The sequence below is a fragment of the Enterobacter sp. E14S genome (genome assembly GCF_055666685.1).
On the sequence record NZ_JBVODQ010000007.1, the window covers coordinates 65,861 to 90,954 of the forward strand.

The following is a 25,094-nucleotide window of genomic DNA, read 5'->3' on the forward strand; positions in this document are numbered from 1 at the left end:
CTAAACGATAAAGTGGATGTGCTTTTTGCCATGGAACGGCGAGATCTCGATTTTGGTTTTGACCCGGAAGACATCCCACAACAAAGACTCGGATAAGATGTCCTGCGGTGTCCCCGTCGCCACAATTTGCCCTTTCTGCATAACAATCAGCGAGTCGCAGAACATCGAGGCGTGGTTGAGATCGTGGATAGCGACAATGCTGGTGACCGGTAATTCGCTGATCAACTGCATCAGCTGTATCTGATGATGAATGTCCAGGTGGTTGGTCGGTTCGTCCAGCAGGATTTCCGTTGGGGTCTGAGCCAGCGCGCGGGCAATATGTACCCGCTGGCGCTCTCCGCCGGAGAGGCTCAGCCAGCCCTGGTCGCTTTTATCCAGCATATCCACGCGCTGCAGTGCGGCGGTGACGGTTTCGTCATCGTGGTTGCTCCAGTTGGAAAAAGCGGAGTGGTGCGGAATACGCCCGAGTTTCACCACGTCCCGCACGCGCATGTTGGCGTCCGTCATGCCGTGCTGCTCCACGAAGGCGACCCGGCGCGCCAGCTGCTTTTTGGCGATGCGGGAGATGTCCTGCCCGTCCAGAGTGACGAGTCCAGCATCCGGGCGACGAAGCCCCGCGAGGATCCGTAAAAGAGACGATTTACCGCAGCCGTTAGGGCCAAGCAGCCCTACCGTTTCGCCCCGTGACACCTTCAGCGAGACGTCGTTAACGATGACCTTTTTGCCGACCTTCCAGGTAATATTTTCAGCGCAGATACTCATCACTTATTCCTTGAACGGTAGATAATCACGGCAAAGAAAGGCACGCCAACCAGCGCGGTGACCACGCCGACGGGCAGGCTTTGCGGCGCAATCAGCATGCGCGAGGCAATGTCTGCCAGCACCATCAGGATCGCCCCTGCCAGCGCGCTGGCAATCAGCAGCGTGCGGTGCAGCGGCCCGAACAGGAAACGCATCACGTGCGGCACCACCAGCCCGACAAAGCCGATTGAGCCCGCCATGCTGACAATCGTCGCGGTAATCAGCGCGGTAGTGGTAAAGAGCGTCAGGCGTACCCACGGGACGGCAATACCTAAAGAGGCGGCGGCGTCATCACCGAACGTGAAGGCATCCAGCGCCCGGGAATAGTAGAGGCAAACGGCTAATCCAGTCACCACCACCACCAGCGCCAGCTGGAATTCAGGCCAGCGAACGCCGCTGAAGCTGCCCAGCAGCCAGAACATCACGTCGCGCGCCTGCTGGGCGCTGGCGGAGGTGCTGATGGTGTAGGCAGTAATGGCGTTGAACAGCTGTGAGGCGGCAACGCCAGCCAGAATGGTACGTTCATTTCCCCCGCGCGCGCCGTTCGTCAGAAATGCGACAAACGCAAACGCGGCGAACGCCCCGGCAAACGCGCCCGCAGAGAGCGACACCGCACCGGTGCCAATCCCCAATACGACGACCGACACCGCCCCGGTTGAGGCACCTGCCGACACGCCGAGCACGTAAGGTTCCGCCAGGGCGTTCTTCAGCAGGCTCTGCAATACGGCACCGCAGATGGCCAGCCCCGCGCCGCAGCAGGCCGCCACCAGCGCGCGGCTCAGGCGAAAGTCCCAGATCACGCTCTCATAGATGCGGGTGAGCGGAACCTCGGTGAGCCCCATTTTATTGCTGATGGCGTAAAACACGTTAGCCAGGGGGATGGACAGCTCGCCGACGCTGACGCCGAGGGCGATGACTAGCAACAGCAGGACGACGGCAAGCAGAGCAGAGGTGGTCAGGAACAGGCCCTGTCGGGCCTGAAGTACGGCTGCCGTCATCAGTTCAGCCCCAGCTTTCTGAGCTGTTCGCCGACCTGCTCAGCCCCGTAAATCGTACGGATCGTCGGGTTCATCGCCTGGCCGTCCATCACCACAATATGGCCTTTCTTCACCGCGTCCAGCTGGCTGACGGCGGGATCGCTTTTCAGGAATTTGATTTTCTCTTCCGCGTTATCCAGCGCCCAGCGGTTACGATCCAGGCTGGAGACAACAATCACGTCCGGGTTCGCGGCGATAATGCTTTCCCAGCCTACGGTTGGCCATTCGGTCTCAGCGGTAATGGCGTTATGGCCGCCCAGCACGTTGGCAATAAAACCGGAGGCGCTATTTTTACCGCCGACGTAGGCGTCAGCAGAAGGGGACGAACTGGAGAACCAGAAGACAAACGAAAGGTCTTTTTTACTCTTGCCAAATTCCTTACGCAGGTCGGCCTCGCGTTTTTTGAAATCGGCAATGACGGCCTGGCCGCGCGCTTCAACGTTGAAAATCTTCGCGAAATCTTCAATCTCTTTATAAAGGTACGTCATATCCCACAGCGTCTGGCGGCTGCCGTACATATCGCCTGCTGCCTTTTTGGTGGCGCACATGCCTGGTGATAAATAGCTGTTCACGCCGACGGTGGCCAGATCTTCACGTTTTGCGACCTTACTTTCCGGCCCGAGCAGCAGAGGAAGCTGGGCTGGAACAAAATCGGGATTTTGCGAAAGGATGGATTCCAGCGTCGGGATTTCTACCGTCAGGGTTTTGATTTTTGCATTTTTTTCAGCCAGCTGCGGCAGCACTTTGGTCGGCCAGAAGGCGCTGGCCTTCACCTTATCTTCCAGGCCCAGCAGGAGCAAAATTTCGACGGTGTTCTGACCCAGGGCCACGACGCGTTCCGGCGCTTTGGTGAACGTCTCTTTATAGCCACAGTTTTCAATCGTCAGGGGATAGGTGGTTGCCAGAGCAGAACCGACCGACGCAATCGCCAGACCTAACGCGCAGATGACCTTTTTCATGAAACGCTACCCTTCATTAATATTATTGTTGTTGCAAATGAAACTCATTATTAAGGCGGAATTTTATACAGAGGAAACGATTTGGTGTCAATGAGGGACAATTGCGCAGGGGAACAAAAGGCGGTGTAAGAAAAACACCGCCGGAATGCGGACTTAAACCAGGCTCTCTTTATCAATCCCAAGCCGCTTCATGCGAGACAGCAGAGTGGTGCGTTTTAACCCCAGTCTCTGGGCCGCACCTTTTGGCCCGGAGACCACGCCGTTGGTCTCTTTCAGCACGCGCATAATGAGCTGATATTCATCTTCTCCCTCTTTTGCTGTTTCCGCGGCGGGCGCGGTCACGTCAGGAAGCGTAACCTCAGGCAGGGAGAGTTGCAGCACGCTACCGCGCGTCAGCAGCACCGCGCGTTCGATGACGTTTTCCAGCTCGCGCACGTTGCCGGGCCATTCCATCGATGAAAGGGTGCGCAACGTCTCGGCAGGAATACTGTCGATGTTTCGCCCCATCCGGCGCGCGATCTTCGCGGTAAAGGCTTTGACCAGCAGGGGGATATCTTCCGGGCGCTCGCGCAGCGGCGGCAGGAAGATCGGGAAGACGTTCAGACGATAGTAAAGATCGCTGCGAAACTCGCGGTCGGCGACCATTTTTTTCAGGTCACGGTTGGTGGCGGCAATCAGCCGCACGTCGGTCTGGATAAGCTTGTTGCTGCCCAGGCGCTCAAACTCCTGCTCCTGCAGGACGCGCAGCAGTTTCGGCTGTAGCTCCAGCGGCATATCGCCCACTTCGTCGAGGAACAGCGAGCTTTTGTCCGCCAGCTCAAAACGGCCCAGCCGCTGGCTGCTGGCCCCGGTGAATGCACCGCGCTCGTGGCCGAACAGATCGCTTTCCAGCAGTCCCGCAGGCATCGCGGCGCAATTCATCTTCACCATACGTCGGCTGTTGCGGTTGCTCAGGTTGTGAATGGCGCGGGCTATCAGCTCTTTGCCCGTGCCGGTTTCGCCCAGAATCAGCACTGTGCTGTCGCTTTGCGCCACCATCTCAACCTGCTTAAGCACGCTGTACATGGCGTCGCTGCGCCCGATGATTTCACCAAACTCGCTGTCCACGTTGTTGAGCTGTTCGGTCAGGGCCAGGTTCTCATCCACCAGCCGCTCTTTCAGGCGATGAATTTCCTGATAGGCGAGGGCGTTATCCAGCGCGATGGAAATACGCTCGGCAATCTGGCGCAGCAGCTTCAGATTGGCGGTGGTAAACACGCCCTCCTCGCACTGCGCCAGCTTCAGCACGCCCAGCATGGTGTTGCCGGACATCAGCGGCAGCAGGCACAGGGTCTGAATTTTATTGCCCCAGGTGTTAAACAGCATCCGCTCGTACGGCGCGACCGGGTCCTGCTCGTTCAGATTGAGCAGAAGGATCTCTTTACTTTTGAAGACCCGCTCGGAAAGGGTGCCCGCTTCGTCCACCTCGCTCTGCTCGTGCGCCGGGTTGGCTTCATCGAGATAATGCGTGGAGTAGATGTTCAGCTTGCCCTTGCGATGCCCGCGAAGTGCAATGCTGATGGCGTCGATTTTGAAATAGTGGTGGATCTCTTTCGAGACTTCGCTGACCAGCTCGTCCATGTCCAGGCGGGAGAGCACGGCGTTGGTGATGGCGACCAGAATGCGGAAGTTGTCGCGCTCGCGGCTCAGCAGGTCGTAATCGACGTTATTGGTGACGCGGCTTTGGATCTGCTCCGCGACGACGGCCACGATCTGGGTAAAGGTGTGCAGGCGCTCGTATTCCGCCTCGCTCCAGGGCTGGTCAGTCGTGCGGATAAACTCGCAGCCGCCAAAAATCTGGCCCTCAGCCGCCAGCGGCAGCATGCAGTAGTGCCCGAAAGGCTGATAGAGGTCGCTCTCCGCCAGCTTCGGCCACGCCTGGCGGAACTCCGCAAAGTTGCAGTGCAGCACTTCAGGCCGGGAGAGTATGCGGCGCACCGGGCCGTGCGCCAGATACGTTTCGTCTTCGTATTCAAACGTTTTGCCATTATCACGCGTCGAGTAGTAGCTCGCGCGCTGCGTTCCGCTATGCCAGAGCACAATCGCGGCGCTGTCCGCCAGCGCCGATTGCCTGACCAGCCGCGTCAGGGCATCGCTCAGCGCGCCGAGATCGGGCTGCTGTAAAAGTGTGCGCGTGATGTCAAACAGGCCCTGCTGTCCAAGATCGCTCATCGGTGTATACGGCATAGTGCTTTCCAGTAGAAACGAGCAAAAAAATCCATGCTGGCCGCTTGTGGCGCGGCCTAGCAAATACGGGGTAAGGGTTCCGCGTGCGGCAGATCCAGCGTGCGTTTTACGCCATAAAGCCCGGCCAGTCGCACCCCTTTGCGCTCAACCACTTCACCAATCATCGCAGCCTCTTTTCCTGACGGATGAGCCCGCAGCTGTTCAAGAACGGCTTCCGCGGCCGCGCGTTCAACGCCAATCACCAGTTTGCCTTCGTTGGCGAAGTTGAGCGGGTCAAGGCCCAGCAGTTCGCAAAGCCCGCGAACGGCAGGCTTAACGGGCAGGCTGCGCTCGGTGAGTTCAATCCCGTACCCGCAGCTTGCCGCAAATTCGTGGACCACGGCGTTCACGCCGCCTCGCGTCGCGTCCCGCAGGGCTTTCACGCCGGGCACGGCACGCAGCGTCTGGATCAGCGGGGTGAGCACCGCGCAGTCGCTGCGCAGTTCGCCATCCAGCCCCAGACCTTCGCGCAGGTTAAGGATGGTCGCCCCGTGGCAGCCCAGCGTTCCGGTCACGATCAGCACGTCGCCCTCGCTAAGCCGCTGCGCGCCCCAGTGAATATCGGCGGGGATCGCGCCCATGCCGGCGGTGTTGATAAACAGCTTGTCGGCCGCGCCGCGCTGCACCACTTTGGTATCGCCGGTGACGATAGCTATCCCCGCCTCGCGCGCGGTGTGCGCCATGCTGTTGACCACTGTCGTGAGCGTCTCCATCGGTAATCCCTCTTCGAGGATAAACCCGCAGGAGAGGTAGCGCGGAATAGCGCCGCTGACCGCCACGTCGTTGGCCGTGCCGCAGACGGCGAGCTTGCCGATATCACCACCGGGGAAGAACAGCGGGTCAATCACGTAGCTGTCGGTGGAGAACGCCAGCCTGTCGCCCTGCGCGGTGAGGGTGGCGAGGTCAATGCGCGCCTGGTCTTCCTGTTCGGCGAGCCAGGGGTTGTTGAAGGCTTCCATAAACAGCCGGTTAATCAGCTGCTGCATCGCCTGTCCGCCGCTGCCGTGCGCCATTTCAACCGTATTCATGCTTCACTCTCCTGGTTGCGATACTGATACCACGCGGCACACGCCCCTTCGGAGGAGACCATCAGCGCGCCAAACGCCGTTTGCGGGTTACAGGTATTGCCAAATAACCGGCATTGATGCGGTTTGCATTTACCGGTGAGCACGTCGCCGCAGCGGGCCCGGGGATCGTCGCAAACCTGCTGCGGCTGCGGGCGGAAATGCGCTTCGGCGTCGAACGCGCGATAGGCCAGCGTCAGGCGAACGCCGGATTCGGCAATCAGCCCCAGACCACGCCATTCGCTGTCGCCTTCGACGCTAAACACGTCGGCTATCGCCTGCTGTGCCCGTTCATTTCCCGCATCCGGCACCACGCGGCGGTACTGGTTTTCCACGGTACTCAGGGCCGCTATTTTCTGCTCAACCAGCATGGTGACACCTTGCAGTAGATCAAGTGGTTCGAAACCAGCGACCACTAACGGACGATTGTACTGTTCAGCGATAAAACCGTAGGCGTCTGTGCCAATTACCATGCTGACATGCCCCGGTGCCAGAAAGGCGTCAATGCCGTTTCCCGGCTCTTCCAGCAGGCTGCGCAGCGTGGGAATGAGCGTAATGTGCTGGCAGAAGAAGAAAAAATTCCCGACGCCGCGCGCTTTCGCCTGCTGCAGCGTGATGGCGGTGGCGGGCATGGTGGTTTCAAACCCCAGGCCAAAAAACACCACCTTGCGGGTGGGGTTGTCCTCTGCCAGCGTCAGGGCATCCATCGGCGAATAGACGATCCGGATGTCGGCCCCGCGCGCTTTCGCCCGCAGCAGCGAGCCGTTTTTGCCCGGCACGCGCATCGCGTCGCCAAAGGTGCAGAAAATGACGTCGGGCTGGCTGGCAATTTCAATACAGCTGTCGATGCGCCCCATCGGCAGTACGCACACCGGGCAGCCGGGGCCGTGGATAAACTCGATGTTCTCCGGCAGCAGCTGGTCGAGGCCAAATTTGAAGATGGCGTGTGTGTGTCCGCCGCACACCTCCATGATCCGCAGCGGTCTCTCTTTCGTGTAGTCCATCAGCGCCGCGCGCGTTTTCAGGTGCCCGATAAGCTGCAGCACCTGCTCCGGCGCGCGGTATTCATCAACGTAACGCATGGCTAACGCTCCTCGCCGTACAGCAGCGCGCCCACGTCAGGCTCCACGTCGAACATGTTTTGCAGGGCATCGAGCGTGTCGCGGGCTTCCGCTTCGTTAATCACGCTCATGGCAAACCCCACGTGGACGAGCACCCACTGGCCGAGACGCGAAGCGCCCGTTTCATCGGTGCTGCCCACCAGCGTCAGGTCGACGTCGCGCAGGATGCCGCAGACCTCCACTTTGGCCTGGTTCCCGTCAATCGAATGGATTTGTCCCGGTACGCCTATGCACATCGTTCACTCTCCAGCCAGTTCAGCCAGGCGTCCATGCCGTCGCCGCGCGTGGCGGATACCAGCAGGATTTCAATCTCCGGGTTCACTTCCCGGGCGCAGGACAGGCACTTATCCACGTCGAAGTTCAGGTACGGCAGCAGGTCGACTTTGTTCAGCAGCATGATGGACGCGGCGGCAAACATATGCGGGTACTTCAGCGGCTTGTCTTCGCCTTCGGTCACCGAAAGCACCGCGACTTTATGCCGTTCACCCAGGTCGAAGCTCGCCGGGCAGACCAGGTTGCCGACGTTTTCAATAAACAGAATGCCGTTATCCGCCAGCGGCAGGCGCGGGGCGGCGTCGGCAATCATCTGCGCATCCAGGTGGCAGCCTTTGCCGGTATTAACCTGAATCGCCGGGGTGCCGGTTTCGCGAATGCGCGCCGCGTCGTTAACGGTTTGCTGGTCGCCTTCGATCACCGCGCAGGAGACGCGCCCGTTCAGGCGTTTGAGCGTTTCCGTTAACAGCGTGGTTTTGCCGGAGCCGGGGCTGGAGACCAGGTTCAGCACCAGGTGTTTGCGGGCGGCAAAGCGCGCGCGGTTGCGGGCGGCGATCTGGTTATTTTTGTCCAGCACGTTGATTTCCACTTCCAGCATCTGGCGCTGGCTGATGCCCGGCGCGTGGGTACCCGCTTCGCCGTGGCCGTAGTGCAGATCGCCCACAGCGGAGCGTTGCGGGGCGAAGGTGATACCGGTTAAAGCCGCAGCAGGACGCGGGGCAGGGGAAAAGGGCGCGGAGCGAAACGCGGAATGGGGACGGTGTTCATCCCCTTCTATATACAGGTTGCCTTCGGCGCAACCGCAGGTGCTACACATACTTTACTCCTTCTCGATTTCGAGGCGTTGGATCTGCATGCCGTCGTCCGCCACGATGCGGAGACCGGTGCTCTGACACTGCGGACAGCGCTGAACCTTTGATGACAGCAGGGTGACGTACTGCTGGCACTGCTCGCACCAGCACTCCGCCTGCTGCTCTTCAATATGGAGTTCGCAGCCTTCCGCCAGCGTGCCGCGGCACACCAGCTCAAAGCAGAAATGCAGGGCGCTGGTCTCGACGCAGGAAAACGCCCCGACCTTCAGCCAGACGCCGGTGATGCGCTTCGCGTGGTTTTGCACTGCCTGCTGTTCGATAAGCTCCAGAGCCCGCTGGCAGAGGGTGATTTCGTGCATGACGCCTCCTCAATGAATTGCGCCATTGAATGCAATAACGGTGCCAGCTTGATTTTTGTTAAGGCGTGACGATGTCAACGCTGTCGAAATGACACGTCGACACCGCGGCGTTGACAGCGGTTTTGTAAGTAAATCTATTTAAAATCAGAAGGATAAAAACTGGCATGGAATCTGCTTAACAGCCGCTATCTCCATTAAACGGATACCTTCTATGACTATTTGGGAAATCAGCGAAAAAGCGGATTACATCGCGCAGCGTCATCAGCAGCTGCAGGACCAGTGGCACCTCTACTGCAACTCTCTGGTTCAGGGCATAACCCTCTCGAAAGCGCGTCTTCACCACGCGATGAGCTGCGCGGCGCAGGGCGACATGCGCTTCGTCCTGTTCGGCCATTTCATCATCAACGTTACCCTGGCGGATAACTTCAACAGCCACACCATTGAGTACCACCTCGAGACAAAAGACGGCGAAAAACAGTGTATTGCGAAGGCGCAGCTGATGGCCGACGGCATGGTGGACGGCCACGTCAGCAACCGCGATCGCCAGCAGGTGCTGGAGCACTATCTGGAAAAAATAGCGCCGGTCTATAACGGCCTGTACGCCGCCGTTGAGCACGATCTCCCGGTCAACCTGAAGCAGCTGATGGATGGAAATGCCTCAGCGAAGGTGGCCTGACTCCTGCGTGTCGAGAAGTGTCGACAAGACAGTTTTTCGTCAAAAATGACTATCACCAGAGGATAACCCGGTGAACCGTTTTGTAATTGCCGACTCGACGGTCTGTATTGGCTGTCGAACCTGTGAGGCGGCGTGCTCGGAAACGCATCGCCTGCATGGGCTGCAGTCCATGCCGCGCCTGCACGTCATGCGTAATGAAAAAGAGTCTGCCCCGCAGCTCTGCCATCACTGTGAAGACGCCCCCTGCGCGGGCGTCTGCCCTGTGAATGCCATCACCCGCGTTGATGGCGCTGTCCAGCTGAACGAAAGCCTGTGCGTAAGCTGCAAGCTGTGCGGCATTGCCTGCCCGTTCGGCGCGATTGAATTTTCCGGCAGCCGTCCGCTGCATATTCCGGCGAACGCCAACTCGCCAAAAGCCCCGCCCGCGCCCCCGGCGCCTGCACGCGTAAGCACGCTGCTGGACTGGGTGCCCGGCATCCGTGCCGTTGCGGTGAAATGCGACCTGTGCAGCTTCGATGAGCAGGGCCCGGCCTGCGTGCGCACCTGCCCGACTAAGGCGTTGATTCTGGTTAACATTCGCGACATCGCCCGTACCAGCAAGCGTAAACGCGAGCTGACCATCAACAGTGATTTTGGCGACCTTTCTCTGCTACAGGCGCTTAACGAGGGGGCGAAATGAACGCGGCGATGATGATTACCAGCGCGGTAGCCTGTTTTGCTGCCGCCGCTGTTCTGGCGCTGATCTTCTCATTCTATAAAACGCTCAGCGGCGCGATCGCCGGGCTCGGCGGGGCGGTTGCTAGCCTGATGACGCTAACGGCAGGCGGCGTTGTCCTGCTCGGCGGCCAGTCCGCAGAGGCCGTGATGCCGCTGATTCGCCACACGGTTGCGATCACGCCCCTGAACGCCATCTGGCTGGTGACGTTTGGCCTGTGCGGGCTGTTTATCAGCCTGTTCAATATCGACTGGCACCGCCATCCGCACGTCAGGGCTAACGGCCTGCTGGTTAACCTGCTGATGGCGGCGGCGGTCTGCACCGTTATTGCCAGCAACCTCGGTGCGCTGGTGGTGATGGCGGAAATCATGGCGCTGTGCGGCGTGTTCCTGACCGGCTGCAGCGCCTCCGGCAAGCTGTGGTTTGCGCTGGGACGCCTCGGGACGCTGCTGCTGGCGCTGGCCTGCTGGCTGGTGTGGCACCGCTTTGGCACGCTGGACTTCGCTGCGCTCAACGGCCATCCGCTGGGGAACGACGTCTGGCTGCTGGGCGTGCTCGGCTTTGGCCTGCTCGCTGGCATCATCCCGCTGCACGGCTGGGTGCCGCAGGCGCATGCGAATGCCTCCGCGCCCGCCGCCGCGCTGTTTTCTGCGGTGGTGATGAAAGTGGGGCTGTTCGGGATTCTGGCGATTACGCTGACCGGCGGACAGCCGCCGCTGTGGTGGGGCGTCGTGCTGCTGGTCGCCGGAATGATCACCGCGTTCGTCGGCGGCCTGTACGCGCTGATGGAGCACAATATCCAGCGCCTGCTGGCGTACCACACCCTTGAAAATATCGGCATCATCCTGCTCGGCATTGGCGCGGGCGTGACCGGGCTGGCGCTCAATCATCCGACGCTGATTGCCGCCGGGTTTATCGGCGGACTGTATCACCTCGTCAACCACAGCCTGTTTAAAAGCACCCTGTTCCTCGGCGCGGGCAGCGTCTGGTTCCGCACCGGTCATCGGGATATCGAAAAGCTGGGCGGGATTGGCAAAAAGATGCCCGTCATTTCGCTCGCCATGCTGGTCGGGCTGATGGCAATGGCCGCGCTGCCGCCGCTGAACGGCTTTGCCGGGGAGTGGGTGATCTATCAGTCCTTCTTCGCGCTTGGTCAGAGCGATCTCTTTATCGCGCGCCTGCTCGGCCCGCTGTTGGCGGTCGGGCTGGCGATTACCGGGGCGCTGGCGGTGATGTGCATGGCGAAAGTCTATGGCGTCACCTTCCTCGGCGCGCCGCGCACCCGCGAAGCTGAAAATGCCTGCTGCGCACCGATGTTGATGGGCGTGAGCGTAGTCGCGCTGGCGCTGTGCTGCATCGCGGGCGGCGTCGCCGCGCCGTGGCTGCTGCCGCTGCTGGGCAACGCCATTCCGCTGCCGCTGACCGTGGCGAATACCACCGTCTCTCAGCCCATGATCGCGCTGCTGCTGATTGGCGCACCGCTGCTGCCGTTCGTACTGATGCTGTTCTTCAAACGCGACCGGCTCGCCTCCCGCTCGCGCGGTGCGGCGTGGGCCTGCGGCTACGAACACGAACAGTCGATGGTCATCACCGCCCACGGTTTCGCCATGCCGGTGAAGGAGAACTTCGCCGCCGTGCTGAAGCTGCGCCACTGGCTGAACCCGGTGGGCTGGGTACCCGGCTGGCAGAGTGCCGCCGCACCCGCGCTGTTCCGCCGTCTGGCGGTCATCGAGCTGGCGGTGCTGGTGGTCATTGTGATTTCACGAGGAGCCTGACATGAGTCTGTTACTGGCAATTCTTCAGGCGCTGGTGCTGTTCGCCGCTGCGCCGCTGCTGTCGGGCATCACGCGCGTGGCGCGCGCCCGGATGCACAACCGTCGCGGGCCTGGGGTGCTTCAGGAATACCGCGATCTCTTCAAGCTGCTCTCCCGTCAGAGCGTCGCGCCGGATGCCGCAGGCTGGGTCTTCCGCCTGACGCCGTTTGTGATGGTGGGCGTGATGCTGACCATCGCCACCGCGCTGCCGGTGGTGACGGTGGCGTCGCCGCTGCCCGTGCTTGGCGATCTGATCACGCTGATTTACCTCTTCGCCATCGCCCGCTTCTTCTTTGCGATTGCGGGCCTGGACACCGGGAGCCCGTTTACCGGCATCGGTGCCAGCCGCGAGGCAATGCTCGGCGTGCTGGTGGAGCCGATCCTGCTGCTGGGGCTGTGGGTCGCCGCTCAGGTCGAGGGTTCTACCCACATCAGCTTTATCACCCACACCGTTTACCACTGGCCGGTGGCGCGCTCGATCCCACTGGTGCTGGCGCTGTGCGCCTGCGCGTTCGCGACGTTTATTGAGATGGGCAAACTGCCGTTCGACCTCGCGGAAGCCGAGCAGGAGCTGCAGGAAGGGCCGCTTACCGAGTACAGCGGCTATGGATTCGCGGTGCTGAAGTGGGGCATCAGCCTCAAACAGCTGGTGGTGCTGCAGATGTTTGTCGGCGTCTTCTTCCCGTGGGGGCAGATGACGCACTTCTCCGCAGGCGGTCTGGTGCTGGCCGTCGTGGTTGCCGCCCTCAAGCTGCTGGTCGGCGTGCTGGTGATTGCCCTGTTTGAAAACAGCATGGCGCGCCTGCGTTTTGTGGAAACGTCGCGCATCACCTGGGCCGGTTTTGGTTTTGCATTTTTAGCGTTCGTCTCCTTGCTGGTGGCGTGATTAAAGAGAGTATTTATGTCTGAAGAAAAGAAAGGTCAGCAGTATCTCGCCGCGTTGCATCAGGCTTTCCCCGGCGTGGTGCTGGAGGAGTCCTGGCAAACCAAAGACCAGGTAACCGTCACCATCAAGGTGAACTCTCTGCCGGAAGTGGTCGAGTTTCTGTACTACCAGCAGGGCGGCTGGCTGTCGGTACTGTTCGGCAACGACGAGCGTCAGCTGTGCGGCAATTACGCCGTGTACTACGTGATGTCGATGGAGCAGGGCGAAAAGTGCTGGCTCACCGTGCGCGTGGAAGTCGACCCGGCTAAGCCGGAATACCCGTCCGTCACGCCGCGCGTGCCCGCCGCCGTCTGGGGCGAGCGCGAAGTGCGCGACATGTACGGCCTGGTGCCGGTCGGCCTGCCGGACGAACGCCGCCTGGTGCTGCCGGACGACTGGCCGGACGAACTCTATCCGCTGCGCAAAGACAGCATGGACTACCGCCAGCGCCCGGCGCCGACCACCGACAGCGAAACCTACGAGTTTATCAACGAGCTGGGCAGCAAGAAGAACAACGTGGTGCCGATCGGCCCGCTGCACGTCACCTCAGACGAACCGGGCCACTTCCGTCTGTTTGTCGACGGCGAAAACATCATCGACGCCGACTACCGCCTGTTCTACGTCCACCGCGGCATGGAAAAGCTGGCGGAAACCCGCATGGGCTACAACGAGGTGACGTTCCTCTCTGACCGCGTGTGCGGTATCTGCGGCTTCGCCCACAGCACCGCCTACACCACCTCGGTGGAGAACGGCATGGGGATCGTGGTGCCGGAGCGCGCGCAGATGATCCGCGCCATTCTGCTGGAGGTGGAGCGTCTGCACTCGCACCTGCTGAACCTTGGCCTGGCCTGCCACTTCGTCGGCTTTGACTCCGGGTTTATGCAGTTCTTCCGCGTGCGTGAAGCGTCAATGAAGATGGCGGAGATCCTCACCGGGGCGCGTAAAACCTACGGCCTGAACCTGATCGGCGGGATCCGCCGCGACCTGCTGAAGGACGATATGATCCAGACCCGCCAGCTGGCGCAGCAGATGCGCCGCGACGTGCAGGAGCTGGTGGATATGCTGCTCAGCACGCCAAACATCGAGCAGCGCACCGTCGGCATCGGCCGCCTTGACCCGGAAATCGCCCGCGACTTCAGCAACGTCGGCCCGATGGTGCGCGCCAGCGGCCACGCCCGCGACACGCGTGCCGATCACCCGTTCGTCGGCTACGGCCTGCTGCCGATGACCGTGCACAGCGAGCAGGGCTGCGACGTCATCTCGCGCCTCAAGGTGCGCATCAACGAGGTGTTCACCGCCCTGAACATGATCGACTTCGGCCTCGATAACCTGCCCGGAGGTCCGCTGATGGTGGAAGGCTTCACCTACATTCCGAACCGCTTTGCCCTCGGCTTTGCCGAAGCGCCGCGCGGGGACGACATCCACTGGAGCATGACCGGCGACAACCAGAAGCTCTACCGCTGGCGCTGCCGCGCGGCCACCTACGCCAACTGGCCAACCCTGCGCTATATGCTGCGCGGCAACACGGTCTCCGATGCGCCGCTGATCATCGGCAGCCTCGACCCGTGCTACTCCTGCACCGACCGCATGACCGTTGTGGACGTGCGCAAGAAGAAAAGCCAGGTGGTGCCGTACAAAGAGCTTGAGCGCTACAGCATCGAGCGTAAAAACTCGCCGCTGAAATAAGGACTCGCCATGTTTACCTTTATCAAAAAAGCGATCAAAACCGGCACGCAGACCAGCAGCTATCCGCTGGAGCCGATGCCGGTGGATAAAAACTTTCGCGGCAAGCCGGAGCACAACCCGCAGCAGTGCATCGGCTGCGCGGCCTGCGTCAACGCCTGTCCGTCGAACGCCTTAACGGTTGAAACGGATCTCAAAACCGGCGAGCTGGCCTGGCAGTTTAACCTCGGGCGCTGCATCTTCTGCGGCCGCTGCGAGGAGGTCTGCCCGACGGTCGCCATTCGCCTGTCGCAGGAATTCGAGCTGGCGGTGTGGAAGAAAGAGGATTTTCTGCAGCAGTCGCGCTTTGACCTGTGCAGCTGCCGCGTCTGCAGGCGCCCGTTCGCCGTGCAAAAAGAGATCGACTACGCCATTGCGCTGCTGCAGCACAACGGCGACGCCCGCGCGGAGCATCACCGCGAAAGCTTTGAAACCTGTCCGGAGTGCAAGCGTCAGAAGTGCCTGCTGCCGTCCGACCGCATTGATATCACCCGCCATATGAGAGAGGCCAGCTGATGGAAAATTTACTCGGCCCGCGCGACGCTAACGGCATTCCGGTGCCGATGACGGTGGACGAATCCATCGCCAGCATGAAGGCGTCGCTGTTGAAAAAAATCAAACGCTCGGCCTACGTCTACCGCGTGGACTGCGGCGGCTGCAACGGCTGCGAGATTGAGATCTTCGCCACGCTGTCGCCGCTGTTTGACGCGGAGCGCTTCGGCATCAAGGTGGTGCCGTCCCCGCGTCATGCGGACATCCTGCTGTTTACCGGGGCCGTCACCCGCGCCATGCGATCCCCCGCGCTGCGCGCCTGGCAGTCCGCGCCGGATCCGAAAATCTGCATCTCCTACGGCGCCTGCGGCAACAGCGGCGGCATCTTCCACGACCTCTACTGCGTCTGGGGCGGTACCGACAAAATCGTGCCGGTGGACGTCTACATTCCGGGCTGCCCGCCGACCCCTGCCGCGACGCTGTACGGTTTTGCCATGGCGCTCGGGCTGCTGGAGCAAAAAATCCACGCGCGCGAGCCGGGTGAGCTGGACAACCAGCCGGCGGCCATTCTGCATCCGGACATGGTGCAGCCGCTGCGTGTGAAGGTTGACCGCACGGCGCGCAGGCTGGCGGGCTATCGCTATGGCCGCCAGATTGCTGACGATTATCTGCGCCTGCTGAGCCAGGGCGACCATCAGGTGGCGCGCTGGCTGGAGGCCGAGAACGATCCGCGCCTCAATGAGATCGTGGCGAACCTGAACAGCATCGTGGATGAGGCGCGTATCCGATGAGTGAAACGGTGGTGTTCAGCCAGCTGAGCCGTAAGTTTATTGATGAGAACGATGCCACGCCGGATGCGGCGCAGCAGGTGGTCTATTACAGCCTGGCAATTGGGCACCACCTCGGGGTGATTGACTGCCTGGAGGCGGCGCTGAGCTGCCCGTGGCCCGAGTACCTGGCGTGGACCGCCACGCTGGAGGAGGGCAGCACGGCGCGGCGCAAAATGGAGGGCGTGCCGAAGTACGGCGAGATCGTCATCGACGCCAACCACATTGCGATGCTCGCCAACGCCTTTGACGCGGCGCTCGCCAGGCAAACCCCCGAGCAGCAGGCGTGGAGCAAAACGCTGCTCGGCATGCTGCACGATATTCATCAGGAGAGCGCCATCTACCTGATGGTGAGGAGATTACGTGACTGACGTTTTACTGTGTGTCGGCAACAGCATGATGGGCGACGACGGCGCGGGCCCGCTGCTGGCAGAGATGTGCGCCGCGAATCCGCAGGGCAATTGGGTGGTGATTGACGGCGGCAGCGCGCCGGAAAACGACGTGGTCGCCATCCGCGAGCTGCGCCCGGAGAGGCTGTTAATCGTCGATGCCACCGATATGGGGCTTAACCCCGGCGAGATCCGCCTGATTGACCCGGACGACATCGCCGAGATGTTTATGATGACCACCCACAATATGCCGCTGAACTACCTGGTCGATCAGATTAAAGACGACGTGGGCGAGGTGCTGTTTTTGGGAATTCAGCCGGACATCGTTGGGTTTTATTACCCGATGACGCCGCCGGTGAAAGAGGCGGTGGAAGTGGTCTATTCACGGCTTGCTGGGTGGGTTGGGGACGGAGGTTTTTCTCAGCTCTGAGCAGTGCCAAACCCCTCTCCCTCTCCCTGTGGGAGAGGGCCGGGGTGAGGGCAACAGGCTACTCGAGATCCGCCCCGTTACTCGCAATCACCTTCTTATACCACCAGAACGATTTCTTGCGCTTGCGATCCAGCGTGCCGTTTCCGGCGTCGTCGCGGTCAACGTACACAAACCCGTAGCGCTTGCTCATCTCGCCCGTCGAGGCCGCCACCAGGTCGATGCAGCCCCAGGTGGTGTAGCCCATCAGCGGCACGCCGTCCTCAATCGCGTCGCCCATCGCGCGGATGTGCTCGCGCAGGTAGCTGATGCGGTAGTCGTCGTTGATCTCGCCGTTTTCATCAATGACGTCCTTCGCCCCGAGGCCGTTTTCCACCAGGAACAGCGGCTTCTGGTAGCGGTCGTACATCATGTTCATGGTGATGCGCAGGCCGAGCGGGTCGATGCCCCAGCCCCATTCGCTCACCTGAATATGCGGGTTACGCAGGGACTTCACGATGTTCGCCGCGCTGGTATTCCCCGCGTTCATATCCGCCGACGCGCAGCGCGAGGCGTAATAGCTGAACGAAACAAAGTCGACGGTGTTTTTCAGAAGTAGATCGTCGCCCGGATCTTTCACAATCACCACGCCTTTCTCGCGGAACACGCGGGCTGAGTAGGCCGGATAGCTGCCGCGCGCCTGCACGTCGATAAAGAACAGGTTCTCGCGGTCTTTCTCCAGCGCCATCCACACGTCTTCCGGCTTGCAGGAGTACGGATAGAAATTGCCGCCCGCCAGCATGCAGCCCACCTGGTTTTCCGGGTTCACCTCGTGGGCGATTTTGGTCGCCAGCGCGCTTGCCACCAGCTCGTGGTGTGCGGCCTGGTATTTCACCTGGTCTTCGTTTTCGCCTTCCTCAAACACCAGCCCCGCGCCGGAGAACGGGCTGTGCAGCATGATGTTGATTTCGTTGAAGGTCAGCCAGTATTTCACCAGCCCGTTAAATTCTTCAAAGCAGGTGCGGGCGTAGCGGGCAAAGAAATCGACCATCTTACGGTTGCGCCAGGAGCCGTATTCCGTCACCAGGTGCATCGGCACGTCAAAGTGGCAGAGCGTCACCAGCGGCTCGATGTTGTACTTTTTGCACTCCTCGAACACCGCGCGATAGAAGGCAATGCCCTCTTTGTTCGGCAGCGGTTCGTCGCCGTTCGGGTAGAGGCGGCTCCAGGCAATGGAGGTGCGGAACACCGTAAAGCCCATCTCCGCCATCAGGGCAATGTCTTCTTTATAGCGATGGTAAAAATCAATCGCTTCGTGGCTCGGGTAGAACTCGTCGTCACGCAGCGAAAAACGCTTTTCCTTACCGATCTTCACCGCCAGGCGATTCGCGCCGTGGGGGATCATATCGACCGTCGTCAGTCCTTTGCCGCCTTCACGGTAAGCACCTTCACTCTGGTTGGCGGCAAGCGCGCCGCCCCATAAAAATCCTTGTGGAAAAACAGACATTCTTACCTCGCTTTCAATTTATGCTTTTGCTGCGTTGTTCTGTACCGGTGCGGTCTGCAGGGCGCGCGCTTTTTCAGCCTCGTCTTCGACCGGGATATCCTCAAACCCTAAAAGCAGGGTCAGAACAAACGACAGCACCACTGCCAGCCCCATCACGCCGAACACCCAGACGATGGTCATCGGGTTGGCCGGGTCAAAGAACTGCACGCTGGTGAACAGCCCCGGTGCCGCCATCGAATGGCTGGCAAGGCCCGCCATGCCGGCGACTGCCCCGCAGATAAAACCGCTTATCAGGCTCGCAATCAGCGGACGTTTCAGACGCACCGCCACGCCGTACAGGGCCGGTTCAGAGATCCCCGCCATAATGGCGGAGGCCGCCGCCGCCAGCGCCGTCTGGCGCAGCTCCGGGTTTTTGGTTTTCCACGCCACTGCCAGCGACGAGCCGCCGAGCGACAGGTTGGCGCCGATCTCCGACGGCATCACCATCCCTTCCTTGCCCGTTTCGGCGATGGTCTGAATGATGGTCGGCGTAAACACGCGGTGCATCCCGGTCATCACCAGCAGCGGCCACAGCGCGCCCATGATGGCGACGGAGAGCCAGCCCAGATAGCCGTGAATGGTATAAACCAGCGCGGAGATGGCGCTACCGATCCAGATCCCCAGCGGGCCAATCAGCACGATGGCGAGCGGGGCGGCAATCAGCACGATCAGCATCGGCTTGAGGAAGTTTTTCGTCACCGCCGGGGTAATGCGATCCACCCAGCGTTCGATGTATGACAGGCACCAGGTCATCACCAGCGCCGGGATGACGGTGTAGGTGTATTTCACCGCCGTCACCGGAATAAAGGCGAACTCAACGTGCTCGCCCTGCGCGGCTTTCGCCATCAGCTCGATAAAGCTCGGGTGCACCAGCACGCCGGCGATGGCGATGGCCAGCGACATGTTGGTTTTGAATTTCACCGCCGCCGAGGCCGCCACCATCAGCGGCAGGAAGAAGAAGGCGCCGTCGCCGATGACGGTCAGAATTGTGAGCGTCGGCGCGCCTTTTGGCAGCACGCCGGTCATCTCGAGGATCATCGCCAGCAGCTTGACCATCGAGCCGCCGATGATCGCCGGGATCAGCGGGGACATGGTGCCGATCAGCGCGTCGAGGATCCCGGCGCCAATGCGGCGTAAGGTCATCTTCTGCGGACCTTCCGGCACTGCGGGCTGCAGGTCCGTGGGCAGCAGGCTCACCACTTCGCGGTACGCCTGTGAAACCGTGTTGCCAATAATGACCTGGCACTGGTTGTCGTTGCGTACCACGCCGAGCACGCCGCTGATGCTTTTCAGTCGCGCAGCGTCGGTCAGGCTTTCGTCTTTCAGTACGAAACGCAGACGCGTCATGCAGTGGGTGACGGCGACGATGTTCTCTTTACCGCCCAGCGCGCTGATAACGTCGTTCGCCAGCGCAGCGTAATTTTTGGCCATCGGATGTGATCCTGTTATTGTTGTGAGACATGTAGGAAACCGGTTCCACATAATCATCATGAGTTTCTGTGAATGAAACAAGATCGCTTTTTGACCATTTTTTCGTTTCGTGATGCAGATCGCAATGAGGTATCGAAAGCGTGATTTCACCGCTGCGACAATTTTTTTGCAGTGCAGTACACTGCGCTCCATCAGATTCAGACGGAATAACACTATGACCACGATGCTTGAAGTGGCGAAGCGGGCAGGCGTTTCGAAAGCCACGGTGTCCCGGGTGCTGTCGGGAAATGGCTACGTCAGCCAGGAGACCAAAGACCGGGTGTTTCAGGCCATTGAAGAGAGCGGCTATCGCCCGAATTTGCTGGCGCGAAACCTGGCAACCAAACGTACCCAGACGCTGGGGCTGGTGGTGACGAACACCCTCTATCACGGCGTCTACTTTAGCGAACTGCTGTTTCACGCCGCGCGCATGACGGAAGAAAAGGGGCGGCAGCTGATCCTCGCGGACGGCAAGCACAGCGCGGATGAAGAGCGCGAGGCGATCCAGTACCTGCTCGATATGCGCTGCGACGCGGTGATCATCTATCCGCGTTTCCTGAGCGTGGAAGAGATGGATGAGATCGTCGAGAAGTGCGAGCAACCCATTATGGTGCTCAACCGCCGCCTGCGGAAAAACAGCAGCCACTGCGTCTGGTCAGATCATAAAGCCTCCAGCCAGGAGGCGGTGTCGCAGCTGATTGCGAAAGGGCACCGGGAGATCGCGTTTATCACCGGCTCGCTGGATTCTCCCACCGGGGTTGAGCGTCTCTCCGGCTACAAGGACGCGCTGGCGCAGCAGGGTATTCCGCTGCGCGAGGGGCTGATTGCTCGAGGGAAGTGGAACCCCGCCAGCGGCGCGGCGGCGGTTGCCGAACTGCTTGCTCGCGGTGAACGGTTTACGGCGCTGGTGGCGAGTAATGACGACATGGCGATCGGCGCCATGAAGCAGCTCCACGACAGCGGCGTGGCCGCACCGGACGCGGTGTCGGTGATCGGTTTCGACGACGTGGCCATCGCGCCCTACATCGTGCCGTCGCTTTCCAGCGTGCGTATTCCGGTGACGGAGATGATCAAAGAGACCATCAGCCGCCTGATCTTCATGCTCGACGGCGGCGAGTTTAAATATCAGCAAACCTTCGCCGGCGAGCTTGTCCTGCGCGACTCCGTTATTGACGGCCCGCACCGCTGATGTCGACAGCTGTCATCGTCATAAGTGACGATGACAGCACCGCCGTGATGTTTAAAACCATATAAAATCAATAAGTTAATTTTTGGCACGGTTTATGAATATCTCCGGGCATAACTGTAATGCTGGAGAAGCAGATGAACCGTTTTATTATGGCCGATGCCAGTAAGTGTATTGGTTGCCGTACCTGTGAAGTGGCGTGCGTGGTTTCCCATCAGGCGGAGCAGGACTGTGCGTCGCTTACCCCTGACACCTTTTTGCCGCGTATCCACGTCATCAAAGGCGTGAATATTTCCACCGCCGCCATCTGTCGCCAGTGCGAAGACGCACCGTGCGCGAACGTCTGCCCGAACGGGGCGATTAAACGCGAGAAAGGCTTTGTGCACGTCATGCAGGAGCGCTGTATTGGCTGCAAAACCTGCGTGGTCGCCTGCCCGTACGGCGCGATGGAGGTGGTTGTTCGTCCGGTTGTACGCAACAGCGGCATGGGGCTGAGCGTACGTGCGGAGAAAGCCGAAGCCAATAAATGCGATCTTTGCTATCACCGCGAAGCCGGTCCGGCCTGCATGGAAGCCTGCCCGACGCATGCGCTTGTCTGCGTGGATCGCGACAAGCTTGAGCAGATGAGCGCCGAAAAGCGCCGTCGCGCGGCATTCGACACGTCGTCATCGCTGCTGTTCTGAACCCTATGTGCAGTAACGGCGTACAGCTGCGCGTGCGCGGCAAGGTGCAGGGCGTGGGGTTTCGTCCCTTCGTCTGGCAGCTGGCGCAGGCGCTTCAGTTGACCGGTGACGTCTGCAATGATGGAGAGGGCGTGCTGGTGCGCCTCGCGGGTAATGGGGGGGCCTTTACCGCGAGGCTGCATCAGGACTGCCCACCGCTGGCACGCATTGACCACGTTGAAACGCAGCCGTTTACCTGGGCGCAGGTGCCGGAGGACTTTACCATCCGCCACAGCGCGGGCGGGGCGATGGACACCCAGATTGTTCCCGACGCCGCGACCTGTCCGGCGTGCCTGGCTGAAATGCGCGACCCTGCCGAGCGCCGCTATCGCTATCCGTTCATCAACTGCACGCACTGCGGGCCGCGGTTTACCATTATCCGCGCGATGCCCTATGACCGTCCGGCCACGTCAATGGCCGCATTTCCCCTCTGTGTGCCGTGTGAGACGGAATACCGTAACCCGGCTGACAGACGTTTTCACGCCCAGCCGGTAGCCTGCCCGGACTGTGGGCCAGCGCTGGAATGGCGCGCGGGCAACATCACCGCAGCCCGTGAGGACGCGCTGAGCGCGGCGGTGGCGATGCTGAAAAGCGGCGGCATAGTCGCGGTTAAAGGGCTGGGTGGTTTTCATCTCGTCTGCGATGCGCATAATCCGCAGGCGGTCGCGACGCTCCGGGCACGCAAACAGCGACCGTCTAAGCCGCTGGCGGTGATGATCCCAAATGCGGACGGCGTGCCGGAGGCGATCCAGACGCTGTTACGCTCCTCTGCAGCGCCGATTGTGCTGACCCCAAAAGCCTCGCTTCCTGGGTTTCCCGAAGGGATTGCACCCGGGCTCGATTGTATTGGCATCATGCTTCCCGCTAACCCGCTGCAACACCTTCTGATGATGGACTGCCGGCGCCCGCTGGTGATGACTTCCGGCAACCTCAGCGGCAGACCGCCTGCCATGACCAACCAGCAGGCGCTGGATGAGCTCGGCGACATCGCGGACGGCTTCCTGCTGCACAACCGCGATATCCTGCAGCGGATGGACGATTCGGTGATGGATCGCGACGGCGGGATGCTTCGCCGCGCGCGCGGTTTTGCGCCCGATGCCGTCACCTTGCCAGCGGGTTTTGAGAATATCCCCGCCATGCTATGCACCGGCGCGGAGATGAAAAACACCTTCTGCCTGGTGCATGGCAGCCAGGCGGTGCTGAGCCAGCATTTTGGCGATCTCGGTGACGAGGGCGTCGAAGCGCAGTGGCGCGGCGCGCTCTCGCTGATGCAGAAAATTTACGCCTTTCAGCCGAAGCGCGTGGTGTGTGACGCCCATCCGGGCTATCACACACAACGATGGGCGCAGACGCAGGGGCTGCCGGTCGAAACCGTACTGCACCATCACGCCCATGCGGCGGCGTGCCTGGCGGAGAACGGCTGGCCGCTCGACGGCGGAGACGCGATTGCCCTGACGCTGGACGGGATCGGCATGGGCGAGAACGGCGCGCTGTGGGGTGGGGAGTGCCTGCGGGTGAGCTATCTCGCGTGCGAGCGTCTGGGCGGGCTGCCTGCCGTTGCGCTGCCGGGGGGCGATCTGGCGGCGCGGCAGCCGTGGCGCAATCTGCTCGCCCACTGCCTGGCGTTTGTCCCTGACTGGCAGCAGTACCCGGAAACGCGCGCGGTTCAGCGTGAAAACTGGCCGCTGCTGGCAACGGCGATCTGGCGCGGCATCAACGCGCCGCAGGCCTCGTCCTGTGGTCGCCTGTTTGATGCGGTCGCCTGCGCGCTGGGTATTGAAACCCAATCCTGGGAAGGTGAAGCGGCCTGCCGGCTGGAAGCGCTGGCCTCGCAGTGCGCGGGCGTCGACCATCCGGTGACATTGTCTGTCGACAACCTTGCGCTTTTCTGGCAGCAGTGGCTGGCCTGGCAGGCGGAGCCCTGCGAGCGCGCGTGGGCGTTTCACGACGCGCTGGCAAAAGGGCTGGCGGAACTCGCCGCGCTCCATGCCCGACGCCTGTCGCTGTCGACAATCTGTCTCAGCGGCGGCGTGCTGCACAACCGTCTGCTGCGCGCGCGCCTGCGTCATTATCTTTCTGACTTTACGCTTCTTTTTCCTTCGCGCCTGCCCGCAGGTGACGGAGCGATCTCCTTCGGGCAGGCGGCGATCGCCGCTGCACGGTCATGTTCACAAAGGACTTAAAATGTTACGACTCTTACGCAATGAACCTCGCGCCGCGCTTCTGCTGCTGGCTCTGGTAATGGCAAACCTGCTGGCCTGGGGATGGGCATGGCACGCTTTTAGCGGCAGCACGGCGCTGATGGCCGCCAGCCTGCTGGCGTGGTGCTACGGGCTGCGTCACGCGGTGGACGCTGACCACATCGCGGCCATTGACACCGTGACGCGTAAGATGATGCAGCAGGGCAAACGTCCGTCCGGCGTGGGGGCGTGGTTCTCGCTGGGGCACTCCACCATCGTGGTGCTGGCCTCCATTGCTATCGCCGCGACCGCGACGGCGTTTCAGAAAAACATGGAATGGTTCCACGAAACCGGCAGCCTGATTGGCACCGCGGTTTCCGCCACCTTCCTGCTGGCGATGGCGCTGGTGAACATGGTGATCCTGCGCGGCGTCTGGCGCAGTTTTCAGGCGCTGAAACAGGGCAGGCCCGTGCAGGGCGACATCACGCTCCCTGCCCAGGGCGGCGTCATGAACTGGCTGTTTGGCAAAACCTTCCGCCTGGTGAATAAAAGCTGGCAGATGTATCTGGTCGGTTTCCTGTTTGGCCTCGGCTTTGACACGGCCACCGAGATTGGCGTGCTGGGGATCTCTGCCGCCAGCGCATCAAGCGGGATGTCGGTGTGGTCAATCATGGTCTTCCCGGCGCTCTTCGCCAGCGGCATGGCGCTGGTGGATACCCTCGATAACCTGTTGATGGTCGGTGCCTACGGCTGGGCGTTCAACAAGCCGCAGCGCAAGCTCTACTACAACATGACTATCACCGGCACCTCCGTGGTGGTGGCGCTGTTTATCGGCGGGCTGGAAGCGCTGGGTCTGTTGATGGACAAATTTGCCCTCAGCGGCGGCGTGTGGGATCTGATTGGCGCAGTAAACGACAATCTGGGCAACGCCGGGTTTGTGGTGGTCGGGCTGTTTGTCGCCTGCTGGCTGATCTCCATGGTCAACTACCGCTGGCGCGGCTACGACGCGCTGGTGGTACGTTCCTGAACCGGCTCCTGCACGGCGCAACCTCCGCGACTTCCTCAATGGCTGGCGCATAGCGGCATACCGATCAAAAAGATGCTGAAAATGTAGAACTTTTGCGGAATAAATATATTCCGCATTCTTCGCCTGTGTGAAATAGCGATAAAGATAATTGAGTTATTTATAAAAATTCGCCATGATTTGCCTCCTGCTGATGATGTCTTTTCAGACTGAGTTGGCTGCCAATAATAAAACTGGATGATGTTTTTAATCTGTTTCAGATTAAAGTATTTACGAAAATAATAAATAAGGGATTGATGGCGATGATAT

Annotated in this window: 24 protein-coding genes; 13 read left to right on the top strand and 11 right to left on the bottom strand. The window is 60.8% G+C overall.

All coding sequences use genetic code 11. The annotated features are described in order from the left end of the window. From eitC to hypA, 9 genes are all read right to left on the bottom strand, one after another. Entirely contained in the window at positions 1-762 is a 762-nt protein-coding gene (gene eitC, locus ACZ6J2_RS15120) for a siderophore ABC transporter ATP-binding protein EitC (RefSeq protein ID WP_471726072.1), read from the bottom strand. Then, on the bottom strand, positions 762-1,799 hold the full coding sequence (locus ACZ6J2_RS15125) for a FecCD family ABC transporter permease (RefSeq protein WP_471726073.1): 1,038 nt from the start codon (positions 1,797-1,799) through the stop codon (positions 762-764). The genes eitC and ACZ6J2_RS15125 overlap by 1 nt, the downstream gene beginning before the upstream one ends. Next, positions 1,799-2,797: a siderophore ABC transporter substrate-binding protein EitA gene (gene eitA, locus ACZ6J2_RS15130; protein ID WP_471726074.1), complete on the bottom strand. Its 999-nt coding sequence runs from the start codon at positions 2,795-2,797 to the stop codon at positions 1,799-1,801. Before eitA ends, ACZ6J2_RS15125 begins: the two co-directional genes overlap by 1 nt. 153 nt (positions 2,798-2,950) lie before the next feature. Continuing rightward, positions 2,951-5,023, bottom strand: coding sequence for a formate hydrogenlyase transcriptional activator FlhA (gene flhA / locus ACZ6J2_RS15135; protein ID WP_471726075.1), 2,073 nt, complete (start codon positions 5,021-5,023; stop codon positions 2,951-2,953). Positions 5,024-5,079: 56 nt separating this feature from the next. Beyond that, positions 5,080-6,090 (bottom strand): hydrogenase expression/formation protein HypE, encoded by a 1,011-nt coding sequence (gene hypE, locus ACZ6J2_RS15140; RefSeq protein ID WP_471726076.1) that lies wholly within the window; start codon positions 6,088-6,090, stop codon positions 5,080-5,082. After that, on the bottom strand, positions 6,087-7,208 hold the full coding sequence (gene hypD / locus ACZ6J2_RS15145) for a hydrogenase formation protein HypD (protein ID WP_471726077.1): 1,122 nt from the start codon (positions 7,206-7,208) through the stop codon (positions 6,087-6,089). The genes hypE and hypD overlap by 4 nt, the downstream gene beginning before the upstream one ends. Positions 7,209-7,210: 2 nt before the next feature. After that, positions 7,211-7,483 (bottom strand): HypC/HybG/HupF family hydrogenase formation chaperone, encoded by a 273-nt coding sequence (locus ACZ6J2_RS15150; RefSeq protein WP_061097260.1) that lies wholly within the window; start codon positions 7,481-7,483, stop codon positions 7,211-7,213. Continuing rightward, a complete protein-coding gene (hypB, locus tag ACZ6J2_RS15155) occupies positions 7,474-8,337 on the bottom strand; it encodes a hydrogenase nickel incorporation protein HypB (protein WP_471726079.1) in 864 nt (287 codons plus the stop codon). Before hypB ends, ACZ6J2_RS15150 begins: the two co-directional genes overlap by 10 nt. 3 nt (positions 8,338-8,340) lie before the next feature. Beyond that, a complete protein-coding gene (gene hypA, locus ACZ6J2_RS15160; RefSeq protein ID WP_032660317.1) occupies positions 8,341-8,691 on the bottom strand; it encodes a hydrogenase maturation nickel metallochaperone HypA in 351 nt (116 codons plus the stop codon). Positions 8,692-8,902: 211 nt separating this feature from the next. On the opposite strand from hypA, the gene hycA reads away from it, so the two are divergent. From hycA to hycI, 9 genes are all read left to right on the top strand, one after another. Then, positions 8,903-9,367 carry a formate hydrogenlyase regulator HycA gene (gene hycA, locus ACZ6J2_RS15165; protein ID WP_471726080.1) on the top strand — a complete coding sequence of 155 codons (465 nt, stop codon included), beginning with the start codon at positions 8,903-8,905 and terminating at the stop codon, positions 9,365-9,367. A gap of 70 nt (positions 9,368-9,437) precedes the next feature. Continuing rightward, entirely contained in the window at positions 9,438-10,046 is a 609-nt protein-coding gene (locus tag ACZ6J2_RS15170) for a 4Fe-4S dicluster domain-containing protein (protein WP_023308971.1), read from the top strand. Beyond that, positions 10,043-11,857: a formate hydrogenlyase subunit 3 gene (gene hycC, locus ACZ6J2_RS15175; protein WP_471726081.1), complete on the top strand. Its 1,815-nt coding sequence runs from the start codon at positions 10,043-10,045 to the stop codon at positions 11,855-11,857. Before ACZ6J2_RS15170 ends, hycC begins: the two co-directional genes overlap by 4 nt. 1 nt (position 11,858) lies before the next feature. Further along, positions 11,859-12,782 (top strand): respiratory chain complex I subunit 1 family protein, encoded by a 924-nt coding sequence (locus ACZ6J2_RS15180; protein ID WP_471726082.1) that lies wholly within the window; start codon positions 11,859-11,861, stop codon positions 12,780-12,782. A 15-nt stretch (positions 12,783-12,797) separates the two neighbouring features. Further along, positions 12,798-14,507 (top strand): hydrogenase large subunit, encoded by a 1,710-nt coding sequence (locus tag ACZ6J2_RS15185; RefSeq protein WP_471726083.1) that lies wholly within the window; start codon positions 12,798-12,800, stop codon positions 14,505-14,507. A 9-nt stretch (positions 14,508-14,516) separates the two neighbouring features. Next, the gene (locus ACZ6J2_RS15190; protein ID WP_471726084.1) at positions 14,517-15,059 is read left to right on the top strand and encodes a formate hydrogenlyase complex iron-sulfur subunit; all 543 of its coding nucleotides are present in this window, start codon (positions 14,517-14,519) and stop codon (positions 15,057-15,059) included. Continuing rightward, positions 15,059-15,826, top strand: a complete 768-nt coding sequence (locus ACZ6J2_RS15195) for an NADH-quinone oxidoreductase subunit B family protein (RefSeq protein ID WP_021241938.1) — start codon at positions 15,059-15,061, stop codon at positions 15,824-15,826. The genes ACZ6J2_RS15190 and ACZ6J2_RS15195 overlap by 1 nt, the downstream gene beginning before the upstream one ends. Then, positions 15,823-16,233: a formate hydrogenlyase maturation HycH family protein gene (locus ACZ6J2_RS15200; protein WP_471726085.1), complete on the top strand. Its 411-nt coding sequence runs from the start codon at positions 15,823-15,825 to the stop codon at positions 16,231-16,233. Before ACZ6J2_RS15195 ends, ACZ6J2_RS15200 begins: the two co-directional genes overlap by 4 nt. Then, positions 16,226-16,681 (top strand): hydrogenase maturation peptidase HycI, encoded by a 456-nt coding sequence (gene hycI, locus ACZ6J2_RS15205; protein ID WP_471726086.1) that lies wholly within the window; start codon positions 16,226-16,228, stop codon positions 16,679-16,681. The genes ACZ6J2_RS15200 and hycI overlap by 8 nt, the downstream gene beginning before the upstream one ends. Before the next feature lie 58 nt (positions 16,682-16,739). On the opposite strand, the gene ACZ6J2_RS15210 is transcribed toward hycI, so the two are convergent. Further along, a complete protein-coding gene (locus tag ACZ6J2_RS15210; protein ID WP_471726087.1) occupies positions 16,740-18,164 on the bottom strand; it encodes a 6-phospho-beta-glucosidase in 1,425 nt (474 codons plus the stop codon). Positions 18,165-18,182: 18 nt separating this feature from the next. Continuing rightward, complete coding sequence (gene ascF, locus ACZ6J2_RS15215) at positions 18,183-19,634, bottom strand: PTS cellobiose/arbutin/salicin transporter subunit IIBC (protein WP_032660344.1); 1,452 nt, start codon at positions 19,632-19,634, stop codon at positions 18,183-18,185. A gap of 214 nt (positions 19,635-19,848) precedes the next feature. Here ascF and ACZ6J2_RS15220 point away from each other — a divergent pair, with 214 nt between their 5' ends. The 4 genes from ACZ6J2_RS15220 (at position 19,849) to ACZ6J2_RS15235 (ending at position 24,788) form a co-directional block, all read left to right on the top strand. Then, positions 19,849-20,862 (top strand): LacI family DNA-binding transcriptional regulator, encoded by a 1,014-nt coding sequence (locus ACZ6J2_RS15220; protein ID WP_471726088.1) that lies wholly within the window; start codon positions 19,849-19,851, stop codon positions 20,860-20,862. Between the two features lie 134 nt (positions 20,863-20,996). Continuing rightward, positions 20,997-21,542: an electron transport protein HydN gene (gene hydN / locus ACZ6J2_RS15225; RefSeq protein WP_008499565.1), complete on the top strand. Its 546-nt coding sequence runs from the start codon at positions 20,997-20,999 to the stop codon at positions 21,540-21,542. 5 nt (positions 21,543-21,547) lie between these two features. Beyond that, on the top strand, positions 21,548-23,764 hold the full coding sequence (gene hypF / locus ACZ6J2_RS15230; protein WP_471726090.1) for a carbamoyltransferase HypF: 2,217 nt from the start codon (positions 21,548-21,550) through the stop codon (positions 23,762-23,764). A 1-nt stretch (position 23,765) separates the two neighbouring features. Beyond that, positions 23,766-24,788, top strand: coding sequence for a HoxN/HupN/NixA family nickel/cobalt transporter (locus tag ACZ6J2_RS15235; protein ID WP_029742064.1), 1,023 nt, complete (start codon positions 23,766-23,768; stop codon positions 24,786-24,788). Positions 24,789-25,094 lie beyond the last annotated feature (306 nt).